At 70.2% G+C, this 16349-nt stretch carries 13 protein-coding genes; 7 read left to right on the top strand and 6 right to left on the bottom strand.

Features of this window, described 5'->3' with window-relative positions:
• Positions 1-72 precede the first annotated feature (72 nt).
• The 4 genes from menB (at position 73) to F4561_RS13990 (ending at position 4668) form a co-directional block, all read left to right on the top strand.
• Positions 73-900, top strand: a complete 828-nt coding sequence (gene menB / locus F4561_RS14005) for a 1,4-dihydroxy-2-naphthoyl-CoA synthase (protein ID WP_184583618.1) — start codon at positions 73-75, stop codon at positions 898-900.
• A complete protein-coding gene (locus tag F4561_RS14000) occupies positions 897-1853 on the top strand; it encodes an o-succinylbenzoate synthase (protein WP_184579179.1) in 957 nt (318 codons plus the stop codon). Before menB ends, F4561_RS14000 begins: the two co-directional genes overlap by 4 nt.
• Before the next feature lie 312 nt (positions 1854-2165).
• Positions 2166-3833 carry a 2-succinyl-5-enolpyruvyl-6-hydroxy-3-cyclohexene-1-carboxylic-acid synthase gene (menD, locus tag F4561_RS13995; protein WP_184579176.1) on the top strand — a complete coding sequence of 556 codons (1668 nt, stop codon included), beginning with the start codon at positions 2166-2168 and terminating at the stop codon, positions 3831-3833.
• A gap of 49 nt (positions 3834-3882) precedes the next feature.
• Positions 3883-4668, top strand: coding sequence for a cupin domain-containing protein (locus F4561_RS13990; RefSeq protein WP_184579173.1), 786 nt, complete (start codon positions 3883-3885; stop codon positions 4666-4668).
• Positions 4669-4734: 66 nt separating this feature from the next.
• Here the strand turns inward: F4561_RS13990 and F4561_RS13985 are convergent, their stop codons facing one another.
• The 3 genes from F4561_RS13985 to F4561_RS13975 form a co-directional block, all read right to left on the bottom strand.
• The gene (locus tag F4561_RS13985; protein WP_184579170.1) at positions 4735-6276 is read right to left on the bottom strand and encodes a serine hydrolase domain-containing protein; all 1542 of its coding nucleotides are present in this window, start codon (positions 6274-6276) and stop codon (positions 4735-4737) included.
• A gap of 67 nt (positions 6277-6343) precedes the next feature.
• Positions 6344-6856 (bottom strand): ArsR family transcriptional regulator, encoded by a 513-nt coding sequence (locus F4561_RS13980; RefSeq protein WP_184579167.1) that lies wholly within the window; start codon positions 6854-6856, stop codon positions 6344-6346.
• Between the two features lie 87 nt (positions 6857-6943).
• A complete protein-coding gene (locus F4561_RS13975) occupies positions 6944-7510 on the bottom strand; it encodes a TetR/AcrR family transcriptional regulator (protein WP_184579164.1) in 567 nt (188 codons plus the stop codon).
• Positions 7511-7598: 88 nt separating this feature from the next.
• On the opposite strand from F4561_RS13975, the gene F4561_RS13970 reads away from it, so the two are divergent.
• Entirely contained in the window at positions 7599-8060 is a 462-nt protein-coding gene (locus F4561_RS13970; RefSeq protein ID WP_184579161.1) for a nuclear transport factor 2 family protein, read from the top strand.
• Between the two features lie 28 nt (positions 8061-8088).
• Here the strand turns inward: F4561_RS13970 and F4561_RS13965 are convergent, their stop codons facing one another.
• Positions 8089-9348: an isochorismate synthase gene (locus F4561_RS13965; protein ID WP_312885256.1), complete on the bottom strand. Its 1260-nt coding sequence runs from the start codon at positions 9346-9348 to the stop codon at positions 8089-8091.
• 137 nt (positions 9349-9485) lie between these two features.
• Between F4561_RS13965 and F4561_RS13960 the strand changes: the two genes are divergently transcribed.
• Positions 9486-11069, top strand: a complete 1584-nt coding sequence (locus F4561_RS13960; protein ID WP_184579158.1) for a family 10 glycosylhydrolase — start codon at positions 9486-9488, stop codon at positions 11067-11069.
• A 144-nt stretch (positions 11070-11213) separates the two neighbouring features.
• On the top strand, positions 11214-11513 hold the full coding sequence (locus F4561_RS13955) for a DUF3040 domain-containing protein (protein ID WP_184579155.1): 300 nt from the start codon (positions 11214-11216) through the stop codon (positions 11511-11513).
• A gap of 314 nt (positions 11514-11827) precedes the next feature.
• On the opposite strand, the gene F4561_RS33705 is transcribed toward F4561_RS13955, so the two are convergent.
• A complete protein-coding gene (locus tag F4561_RS33705; protein WP_312885254.1) occupies positions 11828-15292 on the bottom strand; it encodes a penicillin-binding transpeptidase domain-containing protein in 3465 nt (1154 codons plus the stop codon).
• Between the two features lie 362 nt (positions 15293-15654).
• Positions 15655-16215, bottom strand: coding sequence for a hypothetical protein (locus tag F4561_RS13945; RefSeq protein ID WP_221445482.1), 561 nt, complete (start codon positions 16213-16215; stop codon positions 15655-15657).
• Positions 16216-16349 lie beyond the last annotated feature (134 nt).

Below are 16349 nucleotides of genomic sequence, written 5' to 3'. Positions count from 1 at the left end.
GTATGCGCCGCCACGGGCGCGAGCGGTGTTGTCCGCGGTGTCGCGTAAGGAGAACCCAGAGTCGTGAGTGACGTGAATTGGCAGCGGTCGGGCGAGTATTCAGACATCATCTACGAGACCGCCGAGGGAATCGCCAAGATCACGATCAACCGGCCCGAACGGCATAACGCATTCCGTCCGCAAACCCTGTTCGAACTGCAGGACGCGTTCAACGTCGCGCGCGACGACTCCAGCGTCGGCGTGGTCATCTTTACCGGCGCCGGCGACCAGGCGTTCTGCTCCGGTGGTGACCAGAAGATCCGCGGCGACGACGGCTACATGGGCGACGACGCCGTGGCCAGCCAGGGCATCGGCCGGCTCAACGTCCTCGACCTGCAGGTACAGATCCGCCGGCTGCCCAAGCCGGTGATCTGTATGGTCGCGGGATGGTCGATCGGCGGCGGGAACGTGCTGCAGGTCTGCTGCGACCTCACCATCGCGGCCGACAACGCCCGGTTCGGCCAGACCGGCCCGAAGGTGGGCTCGTTCGACGGCGGCTACGGCTCGTGGCTGCTGGCGCAGACCGTCGGGCTGAAGAAAGCACGCGAGATCTGGTACCTCTGCCGGCAGTACGACGCCCGCGAGGCCCAGGAGATGGGCATGGTCAACACGGTGGTCCCACTGGACCGCCTGGAGACCGAGACGCTGTCCTGGGCCCGGGAGATGCTGGAGAAGTCGCCCCTGGCGCTGCGGATGGTCAAGGGCGCCATCAACGCGGTGAGCGACGGCGCGGCCGGCATGCAGCAGTTCGCCGGCGACGCCACGATGCTCTACTACATGAGCGAGGAAGCCCAGGAGGGGCGCGACGCCTTCAAGGAGAAGCGCCGCCCGGAGTTCGAGCAGTTCCCCCGCCGGCCATGACCCCCGAACGGGCGTTCTCGATCCCCATGCGGACCCGGTTCCGCGGCGTCACGGCCCGCGAGGGGGCCCTGGTGCGCGGGGCCGCGGGCTGGGGCGAGTTCTCCCCGTTCGCCGAGTACGGCCCCGCCGAGTGCGCGCGCTGGTGGGCGGCGTGCCACGAGGCGGCCGAGACCGGGTGGCCCGACCCCGTCCGCGCGTGGGTCCCGGTGAACGTGACGGTGCCGGCGGTCGGCCCGGACCAGGCCGCACGGATCGTCGCGGAGGCGGGCTGTGGAACCGCCAAGGTGAAAGTGGCCGAGACCGGCCAGTCGGCCGCGGAGGATGTTGACCGCGTCTCGGCGGTGCGAGACGCGATGGGCCCCCACGGCCGGGTGCGGATTGACGCCAACGGCGCCTGGGACGCCGACACCGCGGTGCGGATGCTTGGTGAACTGGACCGCTTCGACCTCGAGTACGCCGAGCAGCCCTGCGCCACCCTGGCGGAACTGGCGCGGGTGCGCCGCCGGGTCGGGATCCCGGTGGCCGCCGACGAGTCGATCCGCCGGGCCGAGGACCCGTTGCGGGTCAGCGCGGCCGGTGCCGCCGACATCGTGGTGCTCAAGGTGCAACCGCTCGGCGGGGTGCGCGCGGCGATGCGGGTGGCCCAAGAGTGCGGGTTGCCGGTCGTGGTCTCCAGCGCGGTGGAGACTTCTGTCGGGCTCGCGGCGGGCGTGGCGCTGGCCGCCGCGCTGCCCGAGCTGCCCTACGCGTGTGGCCTGGCTACGATGCACCTGCTCACCGCGGACGTGTGCGCGGAGCCGCTGCTTCCGGTCGACGGACAGCTTCCGGTACGCGTCCCGGACGTCGACGAGCAGCGGCTGCGGGCGGTCGAGATCGCGCCGGACGGTTGGCGGGAGCGCGCGGCGGCCGCCCGCGCGCAGTGGCGCCGCCAGGCCGATCCGGTCGGCGAATGAGGACGCGCCGGCGCGGGACCGAGCGAGTCGGGCGGGCCGCTGGGCGCGGCGTGCTGCCCACGCCCCCGCGCCGGAGACGCAGTGTGGCCGGTGTCGCTCCGCGGATGCGAGATGTCCGAGCGGGATATACACGTTGGGAGGGGCGAGGCGCGGGCCCGGGATCGGCTACGCCGGACGCATCCGGGGAACGGCCGGCGGGAGTGCGGTACCGCCACGGTGCCGCGACCCGCGACCGAATCCGTGTGGTGCGCGGGGAGGCCACAGAGGACCAGTTGATACCGACAGCTACCTGACGACTTGAGAGCAGCCTTCATGAACCCGTCCACCGCCCTGGCGCGTGTCCTCGTCGACGAGCTGGCCCGTTGCGGGCTGACCGAGGCTGTGATCGCCCCCGGGTCGCGATCCACGCCCTTGGCGCTGGCTCTGGCCGGCCACCCCGACATCCGGGTTCACGTGCGCATCGACGAACGCTCCGCCTCCTACCTGGCCCTTGGGCTGGCGCGGACCTCCAGACGCGCCGTGGCGCTGGTGTGCACCTCCGGTACCGCCGCCGCCAACTTCCACCCGGCCGTCCTGGAGGCCGACCAGAGCCGGGTTCCGCTGCTGGTGCTGACCGCCGACCGGCCCCCGGAGCTGCGCGGTACGGGCGCGAACCAGGTCGTCGACCAGATCGAGCTGTACGGCACGGCGGTGCGGTTCTTCACCGAGGTCGGGGTTCCCGAGCCGGTGCCGGGGGCGGTCGACTACTGGCGCTCGCTGTCCTGCCGCGCCTGGGCGGTGGCCCACACCGACCGGCCGGGGCCCGTCCACCTCAACCTGGCCTTTCGCGATCCGCTCGTTCCCGACGAGTCCGATGGCTCGAACTGGCCCGAACCGCTCGATGGGCGCGCGGGCGGTCGGGCGTGGATCGAGCGGCCGTCCGGTCCGCAGGTGCCCGCGCCGATGGAGCTCCCCCCGGTGGAGCGCGGCGTTATCGTGTGCGGAGACGGCGACTACGACCCCGTTGACTACCTGGCCCTGGCCGCCGAGACCGGCTGGCCGCTGCTGGCCGAACCCACCTCCAACGCCCGCCGCGGCGAGGCGATCTCCGCGTATCGCCAGTTGCTGGCCAGCCCGGAGTTCGTCGCCGCGCATGAGCCGGAGCTCGTGGTGAGCGTGGGCCGGCCGGGTCTGTCCCGCCAACTGCTGTCCTATCTGCGGCGCGCCAACCGGCATGTCGTTGTCGGCGACCCGCGGTCGTTCGACGACCCGGTCCGCACCGCCACGGACGTCGTTCCTGCTGTCATGGCCCCGAGTGGAGCGTCCCCCGACAGCGGCTGGGCCGCGTCGTGGCGCTCCGCCGACGCCGCGGCCCGGGTGGCCATGGACGCGGTGCTCGAGGAGGACGAGGCGCTCAGCGAACCGCGCCTGGCCCGCGACCTGGCCGGGCAGTTGCCCAACGGGTCGCTGCTGTTCGCCGGGTCCAGCATGCCCATCCGGGACATGGACGCCACCATGGAGGCCCGGTGCGGGGCGCGGATCATCGGTAACCGCGGGGTCAGCGGCATCGACGGCACCGTGTCGACCGCAGTCGGGGCCACCCTGGCCCACCAGAGCGCCGGCGGGGGCCGCGGGTACGCGCTGCTCGGCGACCTGGCCCTGCTGCACGATCAGAACGGTCTGGTCATCGGGCCCGAGGAGGCCCGCCCCGACCTGGCCATCGTGGTGGTCAACAACGATGGCGGGGGGATCTTCTCCGGTCTGGAGCAGGCCGGGCACCCCGATTTCGAGCGTGTGTTCGGCACCCCGCACGGGGTGGACATGCAACGTGTGGCCGCGATGGCCGACCTGCCCTACACCCGGCTCGAATGGGCGAGCGACCTCCCCAAGACAATGTTGGGCGAGGGGATGTGCATCGTGGAGGTGCGCACCGGGCGGTCGGACTCCGCGGCGCTGCGCCGCCGGCTGCAGGAGGCCGTCAACCGCGCTGTGCGCGACTGAGGGCGCCCCGGCCAAGGAGTCCGGCCGGGTTGCGCGCGATACTGGCCTCATGCGCTACGTGTTGCACATGACCGGGATGAGCCGGTGGCGCGAGGCCGATGGCGATGTTGTTCCCGACTCGCTGCGCACCGAAGGCTTCGCGCACGCGTCACCGGACTCCGCGACCATGGTGGCCGTGGCCAACGCGTTCTACCGCGATGCCACCGAGCAGCAGGTGGTCCTGGTCGTCGACACCGGACGGCTGGACGCCGAGGTGCGCTGGGAGCCCGCCGTCCCGGGCCCGCCGCCCGGCGTCGTCGGCGACGTGCTGTTCCCGCACGTCTACGGCCCCATCCGGCGCGAGGCCGTTATTGGCGTGCGCTACCTGCGCCGCGACCCCGCGGGCGCGTACACGGCGGTGGAACGCCGCGGCGACACCGCGGAGTCACTGGACCTGCTGCCGCATCCCGAAGGCGGCTGGTACCGGTCCACCTGGCGCACCGGGATCAGCGTGCACCCGCCGGGATACCCGGGGCAGCGCGCGACCGCCTCAGGCATCCACTTCCTGCTCTGTCCCGGGGAGCACTCGCGATGGCACCGGGTCCGTTCCGACGAGGTGTGGGTGTTCAACCGCGGCGGACCCTTGCGGCTAGCCCTCGGTGGAACAGGGGAGCGGCCGGTCGGGGAAAGCGAGCGAACCCTGGGGCCGTACATCGACGCCGGCCAGGACCTGCAGGTCGTGGTCCCGGCCGGTACATGGCAGACGGCGCACCCGCTTACCAGTGCGGAGTCAGTGGTGAGCTGCTTCGTCTCGCCGGGGTTCGAGTTCGCCGACTTCGAGGTCGAACCCGGCTGAGCACGCGCGGCCCGGCGTCCGGCCGGCCGCGCGCGACGGCACCGGCCGGCCGGACGCCGTAGCCGGTCACCACCACAGAGCCCACAGCGTCCCCGTGAATACCGCCGCGACGAGCACCAGGTAGACCGTGAGGTCGATCCAGCGCCACCACGGCCGAGGGCCCCGGGTGCGGGGGAGCCCGCGCCAGCGCCACGCGCCCAGTGGTACGGCCGCGGCCAGTGCCCCGGCGCCCACTGCCCACACGGCCGGGATGAGGTCGGCGTCACCGAGCCGGAACGACACCGTCCACAAGGCGGCCCCCGTGAGCAGGGTGCCCACCACCGCCACCTTGTCCAGCTGCTGTGTCCAGGAGGTCACCCGCTGGCGTGCCATCCGCAGCAGCACCACGAACGGGGCGCCCGCGCCGAAGACGTACGACAGCGCCGTCGCCAGGAACGGTATGTTCGAGCTGGAATCGGACTCGGGCATGTCGGGGTCGAGCAGCTTCAGGCCGATCGTATCGGCGGGCACGCGCGCACTGTTCGCGAGTACAACGACGCCGCGGCCGTCGTCGGTGTGCGCGACGTAGGACCGTGAACCGGCCGTACCACCGTTGTGCCAGGTCAGCTCGGTATCGTTGACGTTCCACCGAATCCATGCCAGCCCCACGCGCTCGTCATGGGACGAGTCGGTGTTGCCGCGCACGCGCGGTTCCTGCGCTGTGGCCAGGGCCGGAAAGTCCTGTGCCATCCCCGCTCGCAGCAGCGTCACCATGTCGCCGCTGGTGCTCCAAGTACCCACACCGGATGGAGCGTTGGGCGGGTTGAAGGAGGGCTGCACCCGGATCCACGGGTTGCGGTGGGGCTCGGCCCCGTTGGGGGGCACCTCTGGACTGGTGAGGAGCGTGGTCTCGGCCATACCGAGCGGTTCGAGCACGCGCTCGGTGAGCAGCGCCGGATAGTCCTTGCCCGAGACCTCCGCCAGCGACTGCCCGAGCAGGGAGAAGCCGAGGTTGGAGTAGGAGTGCCCGGTGTCGCTGTTGGGGCCCTCGTCGGTGAGGCCGGCGGCGGCCTCCACCGGGTCGCTCTCCCACCGGTAGGGGTCGGTGCCGAAGTAGTTGTGCAGCGACAGCGCCGCGAAGTTCGCGATGTCGCTGTGGATATTGGGCAGGCCCGCGTGGTGCGTCGCGAGCTGCTCCAGGGTGATGCCGGCGACGTTGTCGTCGGCGAAGTCGACATCGGTCCAGATCTCGTCGAGTGTGGTGTCGAGCTCGACATCCCCGGTCCGCACCATGTCGGCGAGCAGTGTCCCGGTGAGTGTCTTCTGCACCGAGCCGGTCTCGAAGGCGGTGTCGGGCTGTACGGGGGTACTGCCGTCGGTGGTGCCGAGCGTGGCGCGGGTGACCTCGTCGCCGTCGATCAGGGCAACGGACACGCCCACGGCCGAGTCCTCCGGAAGGAGGTCGGCGACCTCCGCTGCCAGGTCCGGATCCCCGTTCGCGACATCGGTGTCCGGCGGCGCGGGCATCACCAGGAGCGCTGCGAGCGCGCCGACGGCGGCCGCGCCGCCCATCCAGAGCCAGACGGTCCGCGGCGGGCGCGTACCGCTCGTCGGGTCGTTCGTGCCCATGGCCGTATCTCTCCTCGCCGGTCCGGGTGGTGCCCTCGGACGTCCTCGAATCTTGGTGGCGGTGGCGTTAGCGGCGCGCCGCGAGCAGCACGGTGAGCAGGGGGACGACCCGGGCAGGGGGGACCCGGTAGTGGCCGCGCCCCTTGGTTCGCAGCCATCCGGCCGCGACCAGCCGGCGCAGGTGGTGGTAGAGCTGCCCGGTGGTGCCCAGCGCCTGGTCGTTCTTGAGGTCGGCCGTGGCGGTGGTACCGGAAAGGACGCGTTGCAGCAGCAGTAGCCGCACCGGGTGGCCGAGCGCCTCCAGTACCTCGCTGCTCTCGGACCAGTCGCTCTCCACCAGGTCGGCCGCCGTGGCGCCCTCCTGCCACTCGTAGGTCTCGCCGGTGGGAAGCGGCGCGGACCCGGTGAACAGCACACCGCCCCTGTCATCGAGGCGCTGCTTGAGCTCGTTCAGTGCCCAGAAGACCGACTCCTGGCCGGTACCGGTCTCCGGGGCCTGCGCGGGATGGTTCTCCAGGCGGGTCACCCGCTCCTCCAGCTCGGTCACGCGCCGTTGGAGCTCGTCGTCCGCTTCCGCCATACGCAGGATTCTACGTAATTACGTAATTCGATAGCAAACGCGATACGGAGCGACTAGGCCCCTGGTTGGCCGCGATGCGGCCTGGAGTCAGGACGCGCCGAGCAGCGTCGCGGCAGCCGCGTGCGCGTGGCGGGCCGGGGCCGGGTCACCGCTGATGCCGGCGGTGACGATGGCTCCTTCGGCGAGCAGGTACACCGGTTCGGCCACCGGCACTCCGGTTGCGCGGACCCATGCCGCGACCTGTTCGTGGAACGCCCGCTTATGTGACCGCACCTCCGCCAGCACCGCGTCGGAGGACGAACCGAGTTCCCCGTGGGCATTGACCCAGGCACATCCGCGAAAGCCGGGCTCCGCGAACCACTCGGCGAGCCAGTCGAAGATCGCGAGCACGCGTTCGCGCGGATCCCGAACCCGAGTCACCCGAGCGGTCAGGCTCGCTCGCCATCGCGTGTCGCGACGTCTGAGCATCGCCACTACGAGGTCCTCTTTCGTCGCGAAGAGCCGGTAGATCCGCTTCAACGGCAGGCCAGAGGCGGCGCGGACCTCATCCATCCCGACCGCTCGGATACCTCGCTCGTAGAAGAGCTCCTCCGCTGTGTCCAGCAGGGATTCGCGGTCCGCGAGGCTCTGTTCCTCGGTGATCGGGGCGGGCATCCGGGGACTCCTTGACGTCGAGAACGATCGTTCCCTATTTTAGGACGTGCCGATAGAGAACGGTCGTTCTCAACATGAGGAGGTCGCAGTGCCCGAAGATCGCCCGCCCTACCCGCCGTTCACCCGGGAGACCGCCCTGCAGAAGGTGCAGGCCGCCGAGGACGCGTGGAACACCCGCGACCCCCAGCGGGTGGCGCTGGCCTATACGCCGGACTCGATGTGGCGGAATCGGGACCAGTTCTGCGACGGTCGAGCGGAGATCGTTGCCTTCCTGACCGCGAAGTGGGAGCGCGAACTGGACTACGCGCTGCGCAAGAGCCTCTGGGGGTTCGACGGGAACCGGATCGCCGTCCGCTTCCAGTACGAGTGCCACGACGCAGAGGGCCAGTGGTGGCGCAGTTACGGCAACGAACTGTGGGAGTTCGACGAGCGCGGGCTGATGCGGCGCCGTGAGGCGAGCATCAACGACGTCGCCATCACCGAGACCGATAGGCGCATCCACGGCCCCCGGCCCGCCGACGAACGCGGTAAGGACATCCCGCTCCGTTAGCGCGACCGGGCGGGTGGGGTGGCTGGCATCAGTCCGCCAGAGCGGAGCGCATGACCCGGAACTTGGAGTCGGCCTCAGCGAGTTCCGCCTCCGGGTCGGAGCCGGCGACGATGCCGCAGCCGGCGAACAGCCGCGCCCGGGAGCCGTCGAGGTGCGCGCAGCGCAGTGCGATGCCCCACTCGCCGTCGCCCCGGGCGTCGATCCAGCCGACCGGGCCCGCGTAACGGCCCCGGTCCATGCCTTCGAGCTCGCGAATGAGATCCATCGCCGCGCGCGCCGGGGTGCCGCCCACTGCCGCCGTGGGATGCATCGCCGCGATCACGTCGAAGGTGGAGACGCCGTCACGCAGTGCCGCGCTGGCGGGGGAGGCCAGGTGCTGCACGTTGGCCAGGCGCAGCAGCTCGGGCTGGTCGGGCAGCCGGATGGTGGAGGCCAACGGCGTCAACGCGGCGCGCAGTGACTCGGCCGCGTACCGGTGCTCCTCGGTCTCCTTCGCGGACGCCATCAGCTCGCTGGCGATGCGCTCGTCCTCGTCGGGTGTGGTGCCGCGCGGCCGGGTGCCGGCCAGGACCAGCGAGGTGACGTCGCCCCCCGCCCGGCGCAGCAGCAGTTCCGGGGTGGCCCCGACCAACCCGTCGACGCAGAAGGTGTAGCAGTTGGGGTAGGCGCGCGCGAGCCTGAAGAGTAGGGTCCGGACGTCGATCGTGTTGTCGGCCTCGGCGTGGAGGTCGCGGGCCAGCACGACCTTGTTGAGCTCCGCCGCTTTGATGCGCTGGACCGCCGTGGCGACGGCATCGCCCCATTCCTCAGCCGACAGGGTGCCGTCGCTCCAGTTCAGTGGGCCGATGTAGCGGGCGGACGTCACCGGGGACAGCAGCGCGTCAGGGTGGGCTCCGGGGCGGTCGACGATCGTGGTGAGCCAGACGCGCCCGGCGCGGTGCCCCACCACGACACGCGGAACTATGAGCGTCGAACCAGAGGAGCGAGGATCGAAGGTGAACCCGCCGAAGGCCACTGGCCCGGTTCCGGGCAGCCCCACGGAGTCTTCGACGTCGGCGTTGGCGGCCAACTCCGACATCCAGCGCGCCGCGGTGTCGAACCGCTGACCGTCGGGCTCGTCCTCGGTGGGCAGGACCAACCGGGCGGCCTCCCCCCACCCGACGAGGCCATCACCGTTGTGGAGCCAGGCCAGGGGGGCGTTCTCCGGGAGGTGGCCGAGCAGCGCGTGGTGATCCCGCAGCGGAACGGTGCGAACGGTCAGGTGCGGCGTTTCACTGGCGACTGTCACGACATTCCAGCATACGCGTTCATCCTGGATCTCCGGCATATGTGGCCGCACGTGTGCCCCCGATTTGACCATCATGTCTAAGATGTCCAGGGACGTTACGAAATAGTTGTATTTGAGGCTTTGAGGGAGTTAGTCGGGTGCTCGGGTGGGTAACGCGCGGAGTTGTTGGGGCGGCGGTCGCGACGCTGCTCGCAGGGTGTGTCTCCAACCCGGATTCCGGTGACGCCAACGCGGACCTCCCGGATCCCATTCCCGAGGACTGCGAGACCGACTCCGAGCTCGGCAAGCGTGACCTGCGCGGCTCCTGGATCACATCGGTGCGCAACATCGACTGGCCGTCCGAGCCCGGGCTGAGCGCCGAGGAGCAGCAGCAGGAGCTGGTCGACCAGCTTGACACCCTGCGCGACATGGACTTCAACACCGCGTTCCTGCATGTCCGGCCGACCGCGGACGCCCTTTACAAGTCGGACAAGGAGCCGTGGGCGCGCTACCTGACCGGCGAGCAGGGCGGCGATCCCGGCTACGACCCTCTCGCGTTCGCGGTCGAGGAGGCCCACAAGCGCGGTCTGGAGCTGCACGCCTGGTTCAACCCCTACCGGGTGGGCCTGAAGGATCCGGACCTGGAGAACCTGGTCGACGACCACCCCATCAAGCAGAATCCCGAGTGGCTCGTCGAGTACGCCGACGAGGCCTACTTCGACCCCGGCAACCCAGAGGTGCAGACGTGGGTCAGCGACGTCGTCCTCGACGTGGTCGAGCGCTACGACATCGACGGCGTGCACTTCGACGACTTCTTCTACCCCTACCCCGACGGCAACGCGTCGTTCAACGACGACAAGAGCTGGGAGGAGTACGGCGGCGACTTCGACAGCCGCGACGCCTGGCGCCGCAACAACGTCAACAGCCTGCTTGCCGATGTCCACAGCAGGATCGGGGAGACCAAGCCGTGGGTGCAGTTCGGGGTGTCCCCGTTCGGTATCTGGCGCAACGACACCACCGATTCCAGCGGATCCGCCACCGCCGGCCTGCAGTCCTATGACGACCAGCACGCCGACACCCGCGCCTGGATCGAGAAAGGCATCGTCGACTACGTCCTTCCGCAGTTGTACTGGCCGCGGGGACTGGAGAAGGCCGACTACGAGGAGCTGGTCGACTGGTGGTCCAATGAGGTCAGCGGCACCGACACCAACCTCTACATCGGCCAGGCCGCCTACATGCACGGCGAGGACGGCTGGACGGGCGAGGACTCCCTGTCGCGCCAGCTCGACTTCAACGAGGAATACGCCGAGGTCGGCGGGAACGTCTACTTCTCCCAGAAGGACCTCACCGGCCGCGCCAGCGAGGCCATGGACCGCGTGGCCGAGGACCACTACCGCGCACCCGCTCTGCCTCCCGAGGTCGAGGGCGGCGGAGACGGTCCGGGCCAGGTCACCGAGGTGACCGCCGACCACACCGGGGATTCGGTGCAGCTCGAGTGGGAGCCGGCCAAGGACGCCCGCTTCTATGCCGTGTACCGCGTACCGGGGGAGGACGGCGCGCAGCCCTGCGACCTCGCCGACGCCGCGCACCTGCGCGGCGTCGGCGGTCCGGACGGGGACGGAGCCGTGAGTTTCACCGACTCCGAACCGGCGGACGAACCCGTGGAGTACGTCGTTACAGCCCTGGACAACTACCGCACCGAAGGCGCACCAAGTCCTGGGGCTCCAGTCGAGCAGGAGTAAGAAAACAATTACCCGCGGTACAGGAACATCGGATCCCGATCGGACGGTATTCGCCCGCGGATCGCGGATAGAGACCTCTCTAACGGGGGAGGTCTCCAGCACGCCTTGGTGCGCGATGAACACCTGCTGGCCGAAGGGGGAGCGATGGCTCTACGAGAGTATGAGCGACGGATTCTCGCCGAGATCGAGCAGCACCTCAGCGAGGACGATCCCGATCTGGCCGGGCGCATGGAGATGTTCGGCGCGGACACGCCCTCCCTCGACGAGGAGGAACGCGGGAGCTCTTGGCGGCCGTGGGCCGTGTGCGCCGCGATCGCGGCGGCGGTGATCGGCCTCCTGGTGATGCTCGTCGCCCTCACGCCGGGGGAACAGGGGGCAACCGAACCGCCACCCGCGGTCGACTCCAACGTCGTCTCACCCGACCCCGGCGTCGCCAACCCGTAGAACGCCCGCAAGGGCGAGTCTCGCGGCCGCCCGCTCCGATGCGGCCGCCTGGGACGCGCTGCGCCCGCGCGCCACACCCCGAGTGGTGGGGGCGCGACAAAGTCCGGCAACCCGAGGTCCGGACCGGCGACGAGATCCTCCCAGGGCACTCGGGTGCGTTGCGCCGCGTCGCTTAGGGTGGCCGGCATCAGCGGGGGTGAGGTTCGCGCGGCCCCGCGCCCAGCCGCCGATGCCGACCGGTCACCACCCGGGCAACGCCGCCGGACGACCAGTGGTCGGCTCGTCCGGCGACGCCGTGCGCTATCCCGCTTCCCTCAGATGGCGTTCGCGAACTTCGCGCCAATAGGCGCGGCGACGTCCCCGCCACCGCCACCGCCCTCGACGACGACGGAGAACGCGACGTCGCCCTTGTAGCCGACGAACCAGGCGTGCGTTTCGAGCTCGTCGTCCTCGTCCTCGGCCGTACCGAACTCCGCCGACCCGGTCTTGCCGTGGACCTCACCGCTGAAGTTGGCCCCGTCCGCGGTGCCGTTCGTGACGACCTCACGCATCATCGGACGCAACTGGTCGGCGTGCTCGATCTGCGTCGGCTCGGGCTGGTCCGGCATTTCGGGCTCACTCACCAGTGTCGGCGACCGCCACGAGCCATCGGCGATCGCCGCGGGAACGGTCGCCATGTGCAGCGGACTGGTCAGGATCTGGCCCTGCCCGATGCTCTGCGACGCGACCATCGTGGTGCTGTCGGGCGCCGGGAACGACGGCTCGGTGGTGGGCACACCGATGTCCAGGTCGCTGTTCATCCCGAACCGCTCCGCCGCCGCGGTGATCGACTCCGAGTCGAGCCTGTTCGCGACCTCCTGGACCAGCGCCGTATTGCAGGAGGTCGCGAACGCCTCCGTGACGGTCTGCTGCCCGTATGCCGCGTCGCCGGCGTTCTTGAAGTCCCAGCCGCCTACGTTGGCCTCCTCCGGGCAGCTCATTGTGTCGTTGGCGCCGAGACCGTTGGCCAGCAGACCCTGGTACGAGACGATCTTGAAGGCGGAGCCGGGGGCGTACTGGCCCTCGAACGCGCGGTTGTACCCGCCCGGGACGTTCGCGGATGCCAGAATCTCCCCCGTGGACGCCCGGATGGCGGTGATCGCTGTCGGGTCGCTCTGGCCGCTGACGGCCTGCGCGGCGGCACTCTGGACGGCCGGATCGAGGCTCGTCGTGACGTCCTTGCCGTCGGTGCCCTCGATGGACTCCAGGACTGTGGGGTCTTCCTCCTGCGCCGCCTGGTCCTCTTCGCCCTCGTTGACGAGATGGATGGCGGTTCCGGCCTCGCCGGCCAGGCGCTCCTCGTAGGACTTCTGCAGCCCGCTGGCCCCGGTCGGGTCGCCGACCTCGTAGGCCGGGCCGAGGCTCTCCAGGTCCTCCTCTTCGGCGGAGCCGACCTGGCCCACGATCATGGCGAGCGAACCGCTCGTCTCTTCGGTGTCCAGCCGGGAGCCGTCAGCGGCGAGGATGTTCCCGCGCTCACCCCAGGCGTTGACCCGGGCGAGCGTCTGGCCCTCATCGAGCTCCGGATGCATCACCGCAGGGCTGAAGTCGACCAGCCACTCGCCATCCTGGCGGACCATGGGCAGTTCGCCCTCGTAGCTCCAGTCGCCGGCGTTCTTCAGGGAGAGCGTTGCTTCGTAGGGAGCGGTGGCGTTGTCGCCGTCGGCACTGACCTCGCCCATGTCCACCTGGGCCTCGGTAACCCCGAGGTTGCTGGCGAACTGGTCGAGATTCTGCTCGGTGTCGTCACTGTTGCCGGCGGCCAGACCCGCCATGGCCGCGTAGTCCCCCTCGCCCCAGGCGGCGGCGTACGACGCGGCGGTCTCCTCGGGCTTGGGCATGGACAGCACGTACCACGAGATGCCCCCGCCGATCAGGGCCAGGGCCACCACGGTGCTTACGAGGCCGATGACCAACCCCTTGCGGGAGCGCCGCGGCGGCACGTGGTCGGGCCCGCCGGGTCCTTCCTGCTCCTGCACGGGGGGCGATGGATCCTCGGGACCGGAATCCTGGTAAAAGGCGGCGAAGTCCCCGGCCGGCTCGTAGGCGGGATCGTACGGTCCACGGGGCGGTGCGCCCGCGTCCGGCACCCGGCCCGCGGGGCCGGACGCACTGTAGGACTCCGGGTCGCTGACGCTTGGACCGGTGGCGTACGGAACACCGGCCGGAGAATCTCCCGGCAGGCCGTGCGGATCCGGCATCGGTGGCTGATCCGACAGTGCTTGGTCGCCGCGCTGGAAGGAGGACGGTGCTGGACTGTCCCACGCTCCGTACGGCGAGTGCGGCGTTTCCCGGGTGTGGTGGCTGGCGGTGGAGTCGGGGCTTTGCTGCGGAGGGAAGGGGGCGAAGGAGTGGTGAGAGGGGGAGGAGAAGCTTGCGGTGTCGTCGAGTGACTGGTGCTGGGAGCTGGCGGGCTCGTCGGATTCGTATGACGGATACGCCGTTGGGGCCTGTCCGGTAGGGCTCTGCCAGTGGTCCCACCCCCGGTTGGTGGGTTCGTTGGTGTGTTCCCACGGCCGGAGTGTGGGTTCTTCGGTGTGGTCCCAGGCCTGGTGGGTGGGTTCGTTGGTGTGGTCCCAGGCTTGGTGGGTGGGGGTTTCGGTGTGCTGTTCCCAGGCCTGGTGGGTGGGGGTTTCGGTGTGTTCCCACGGCCGGAGTGTGGGTTCTTCGGTGTGGTCCCAGGCCTGGTGGGTGGGTTCGTTGGTGTGGTCCCAGGCTTGGTGGGTGGGGGTTTCGGTGTGCTGTTCCCAGGCCTGGTGGGTGGGGGTTTCGGTGTGTTCCCACGGCCGGAGTGTGGGTTCTTCGGTGTGGTCCCAGGCCTGGTGGGTGGGGGTTTCGGTGTGTTCCCACGGCCGGAGTGTGGGTTCTTCGGTGTGGTCCCAGGCCTGGTGGGTGGGTTCGTTGGTGTGGTCCCAGGCTTGGTGGGTGGGGGTTTCGGTGTGCTGTTCCCAGGCCTGGTGGGTGGGGGTTTCGGTGTGTTCCCACGGCCGGAGTGTGGGTTCTTCGGTGTGGTCCCAGGCCTGGTGGGTGGGTTCGTTGGTGTGGTCCCAGGCTTGGTGGGTGGGGGTTTCGGTGTGCTGTTCCCAGGCCTGGTGGGTGGGGGTTTCGGTGTGTTCCCACGGCCGGAGCGTGGGTTCCTCGGTGTGGCCCCAGGGCTCGTGCGCGGCGTCCTCGGGGCGTGCCGGTTCGTCAGGGCGCCACCCGGCGATGTCCTCCTGGGACTCAGCGGCCGCTTGGTCGAAATCCGAGAAGTGCTCCGCGGGCTCGTCCGTAGCGCGGGAGACGCCGTCGAGGGAGTCCGCAGGCTCGCCGCCGAGGTTCGACGGTTCCTCGGGTGCGGAGGGCGGCTCGGGCTTCTCGTGTGCCGTGGGCGCATCCGGAAGCCCGGGGTCGTCGAGCCAGGGACGCGCGACCGGTGACCCGGTGGCTCCCCAGCCGTCGTCCAGTGCTTCCGTGGACGTCCAGCTCCACGAGGAAGGCCGCGTATCCCCGGCGCCCGGGATCGTGTACGGGCTTGCGGTGCTCTGGGTTCTCTCCGCGCCGGCGGCGGATTCGCCGCCGGTTTCCGCTCCAACGATGCCGTCGGAGTCCGCGGACACGTCCGAGGTGCCGTCGCTGGCCGGTGTCTCTTCCGCCTCCCGCGCCTGCGGCGGCTCCGGGTCGCCCGAAGGCGGGTCCTGGGGGTCGGGCGGCGGAGAGGGCTGATCGTCTCCCTGGCCCGGGGTCCACCTCTCGTCCACGCCGATTCGTCCTTCCGCTCGCTCATACGAGATCGCCCCGCGTCCCGAGAACCGGGACAGCGGGGCGTGAGTGTCTTCGGTGGCCGGTGTGGCGGTCGCCTCTCGGCGCGTGGCACAACGTGGCTCCAGGTGACCGTGCGACGGTCCGAAAGAACGGGGACGCACGCGGTATTCCGCGAAGGCAATAGGTGAGGCCCGGGGGACACTTGCTACCACACCGGCCACCAGTGACTCTAACCCATCGGGTGCCCTAGATGTTCCTGGACCCGGTATCGAAATGATGGGGCCAGGATCACAAACGAGCCTAGCGTGGGCCGCGCCGCGTACGGTCGTGCTCGGCCGGCGCTGGCACGCGTGCCGAGTCAGCCCGCGACAGTCTCCGGGCTGCACAGGTTGCCGCCGCGGGGGGAGGTGCCGTCGTCGGATGCGGTCGGGCGCAGCCGGATCAGGAACTCCTCCTGCCCGCGCAGTTGCTTCTCCGCCGCACGGAACCGCGCGGAGTGCGGGTCGCCGTAGCTCCGGAGGAGTTGATCGTAGCGCTGCGCCACCGCACGCCGTCGCCAGGCGTGCACGTCGGCGCGGTAGAGACGTGCACCGCTACGGAGCCGCAGGTTGACGGCGTACCCCGGAACACCGCCGCCCACCGTGACGAATCCACGCAGGAACACCGTGGCCGCGGCCGCCTCCTCCCATCCGGGGTTCTCGGGATCGGGTGGTTCCGCGTCCCATTCCTCCAAGACCACGCTGACGTCGACCCGCCCCTGCAACGTGCTCAGCTCGATGTGGTCGTATCCACTGGCGAGCAGTGAGCCACCGAGAAGCTCCGCGATATCGGTGTTCTCCTGGCGGGCTCCCGGACCAGCGAGTCGGAACCGCCCGTATTCGGGAAAGACGGGAAACGCTCTGCGGATGAATCGCACCACGTGACCCTGCACCTCCATACCCACGCGTCCACAACCGTCCGCGAATCGCTGCTTGCGATCCGCACTGGGGAGGGCCGGCACGGCGAGGGGGCCGACGTTGGGTCACGACTCTACTGCGGATCGGTATCGCGTGT

This window comes from Lipingzhangella halophila (genome assembly GCF_014203805.1).
Classification (GTDB): Bacteria; Actinomycetota; Actinomycetes; order Streptosporangiales; family Streptosporangiaceae; genus Lipingzhangella; species Lipingzhangella halophila.
Note: the sequence above shows the minus strand (reverse complement) of the source record. Positions and strands in the feature narration are given on the sequence as shown.

Bases quoted from the DNA above. Each gene is read 5' to 3' on its own strand.
- F4561_RS13975 (WP_184579164.1), bottom strand. From the start codon at position 7,510: ATGCCCGCCCCGATCACCGAGGAACAGAGCCTCGCGGACCGCGAATCC.
- F4561_RS13985 (WP_184579170.1), bottom strand. From the start codon at position 6,276: ATGGGCACGAACGACCCGACGAGCGGTACGCGCCCGCCGCGGACCGTC.
- F4561_RS13980 (WP_184579167.1), bottom strand. From the start codon at position 6,856: ATGGCGGAAGCGGACGACGAGCTCCAACGGCGCGTGACCGAGCTGGAG.
- F4561_RS14000 (WP_184579179.1), top strand. From the start codon at position 897: ATGACCCCCGAACGGGCGTTCTCGATCCCCATGCGGACCCGGTTCCGC.
- F4561_RS13955 (WP_184579155.1), top strand. From the start codon at position 11,214: ATGGCTCTACGAGAGTATGAGCGACGGATTCTCGCCGAGATCGAGCAG.
- F4561_RS13990 (WP_184579173.1), top strand. From the start codon at position 3,883: ATGCGCTACGTGTTGCACATGACCGGGATGAGCCGGTGGCGCGAGGCC.
- menD (WP_184579176.1), top strand. From the start codon at position 2,166: ATGAACCCGTCCACCGCCCTGGCGCGTGTCCTCGTCGACGAGCTGGCC.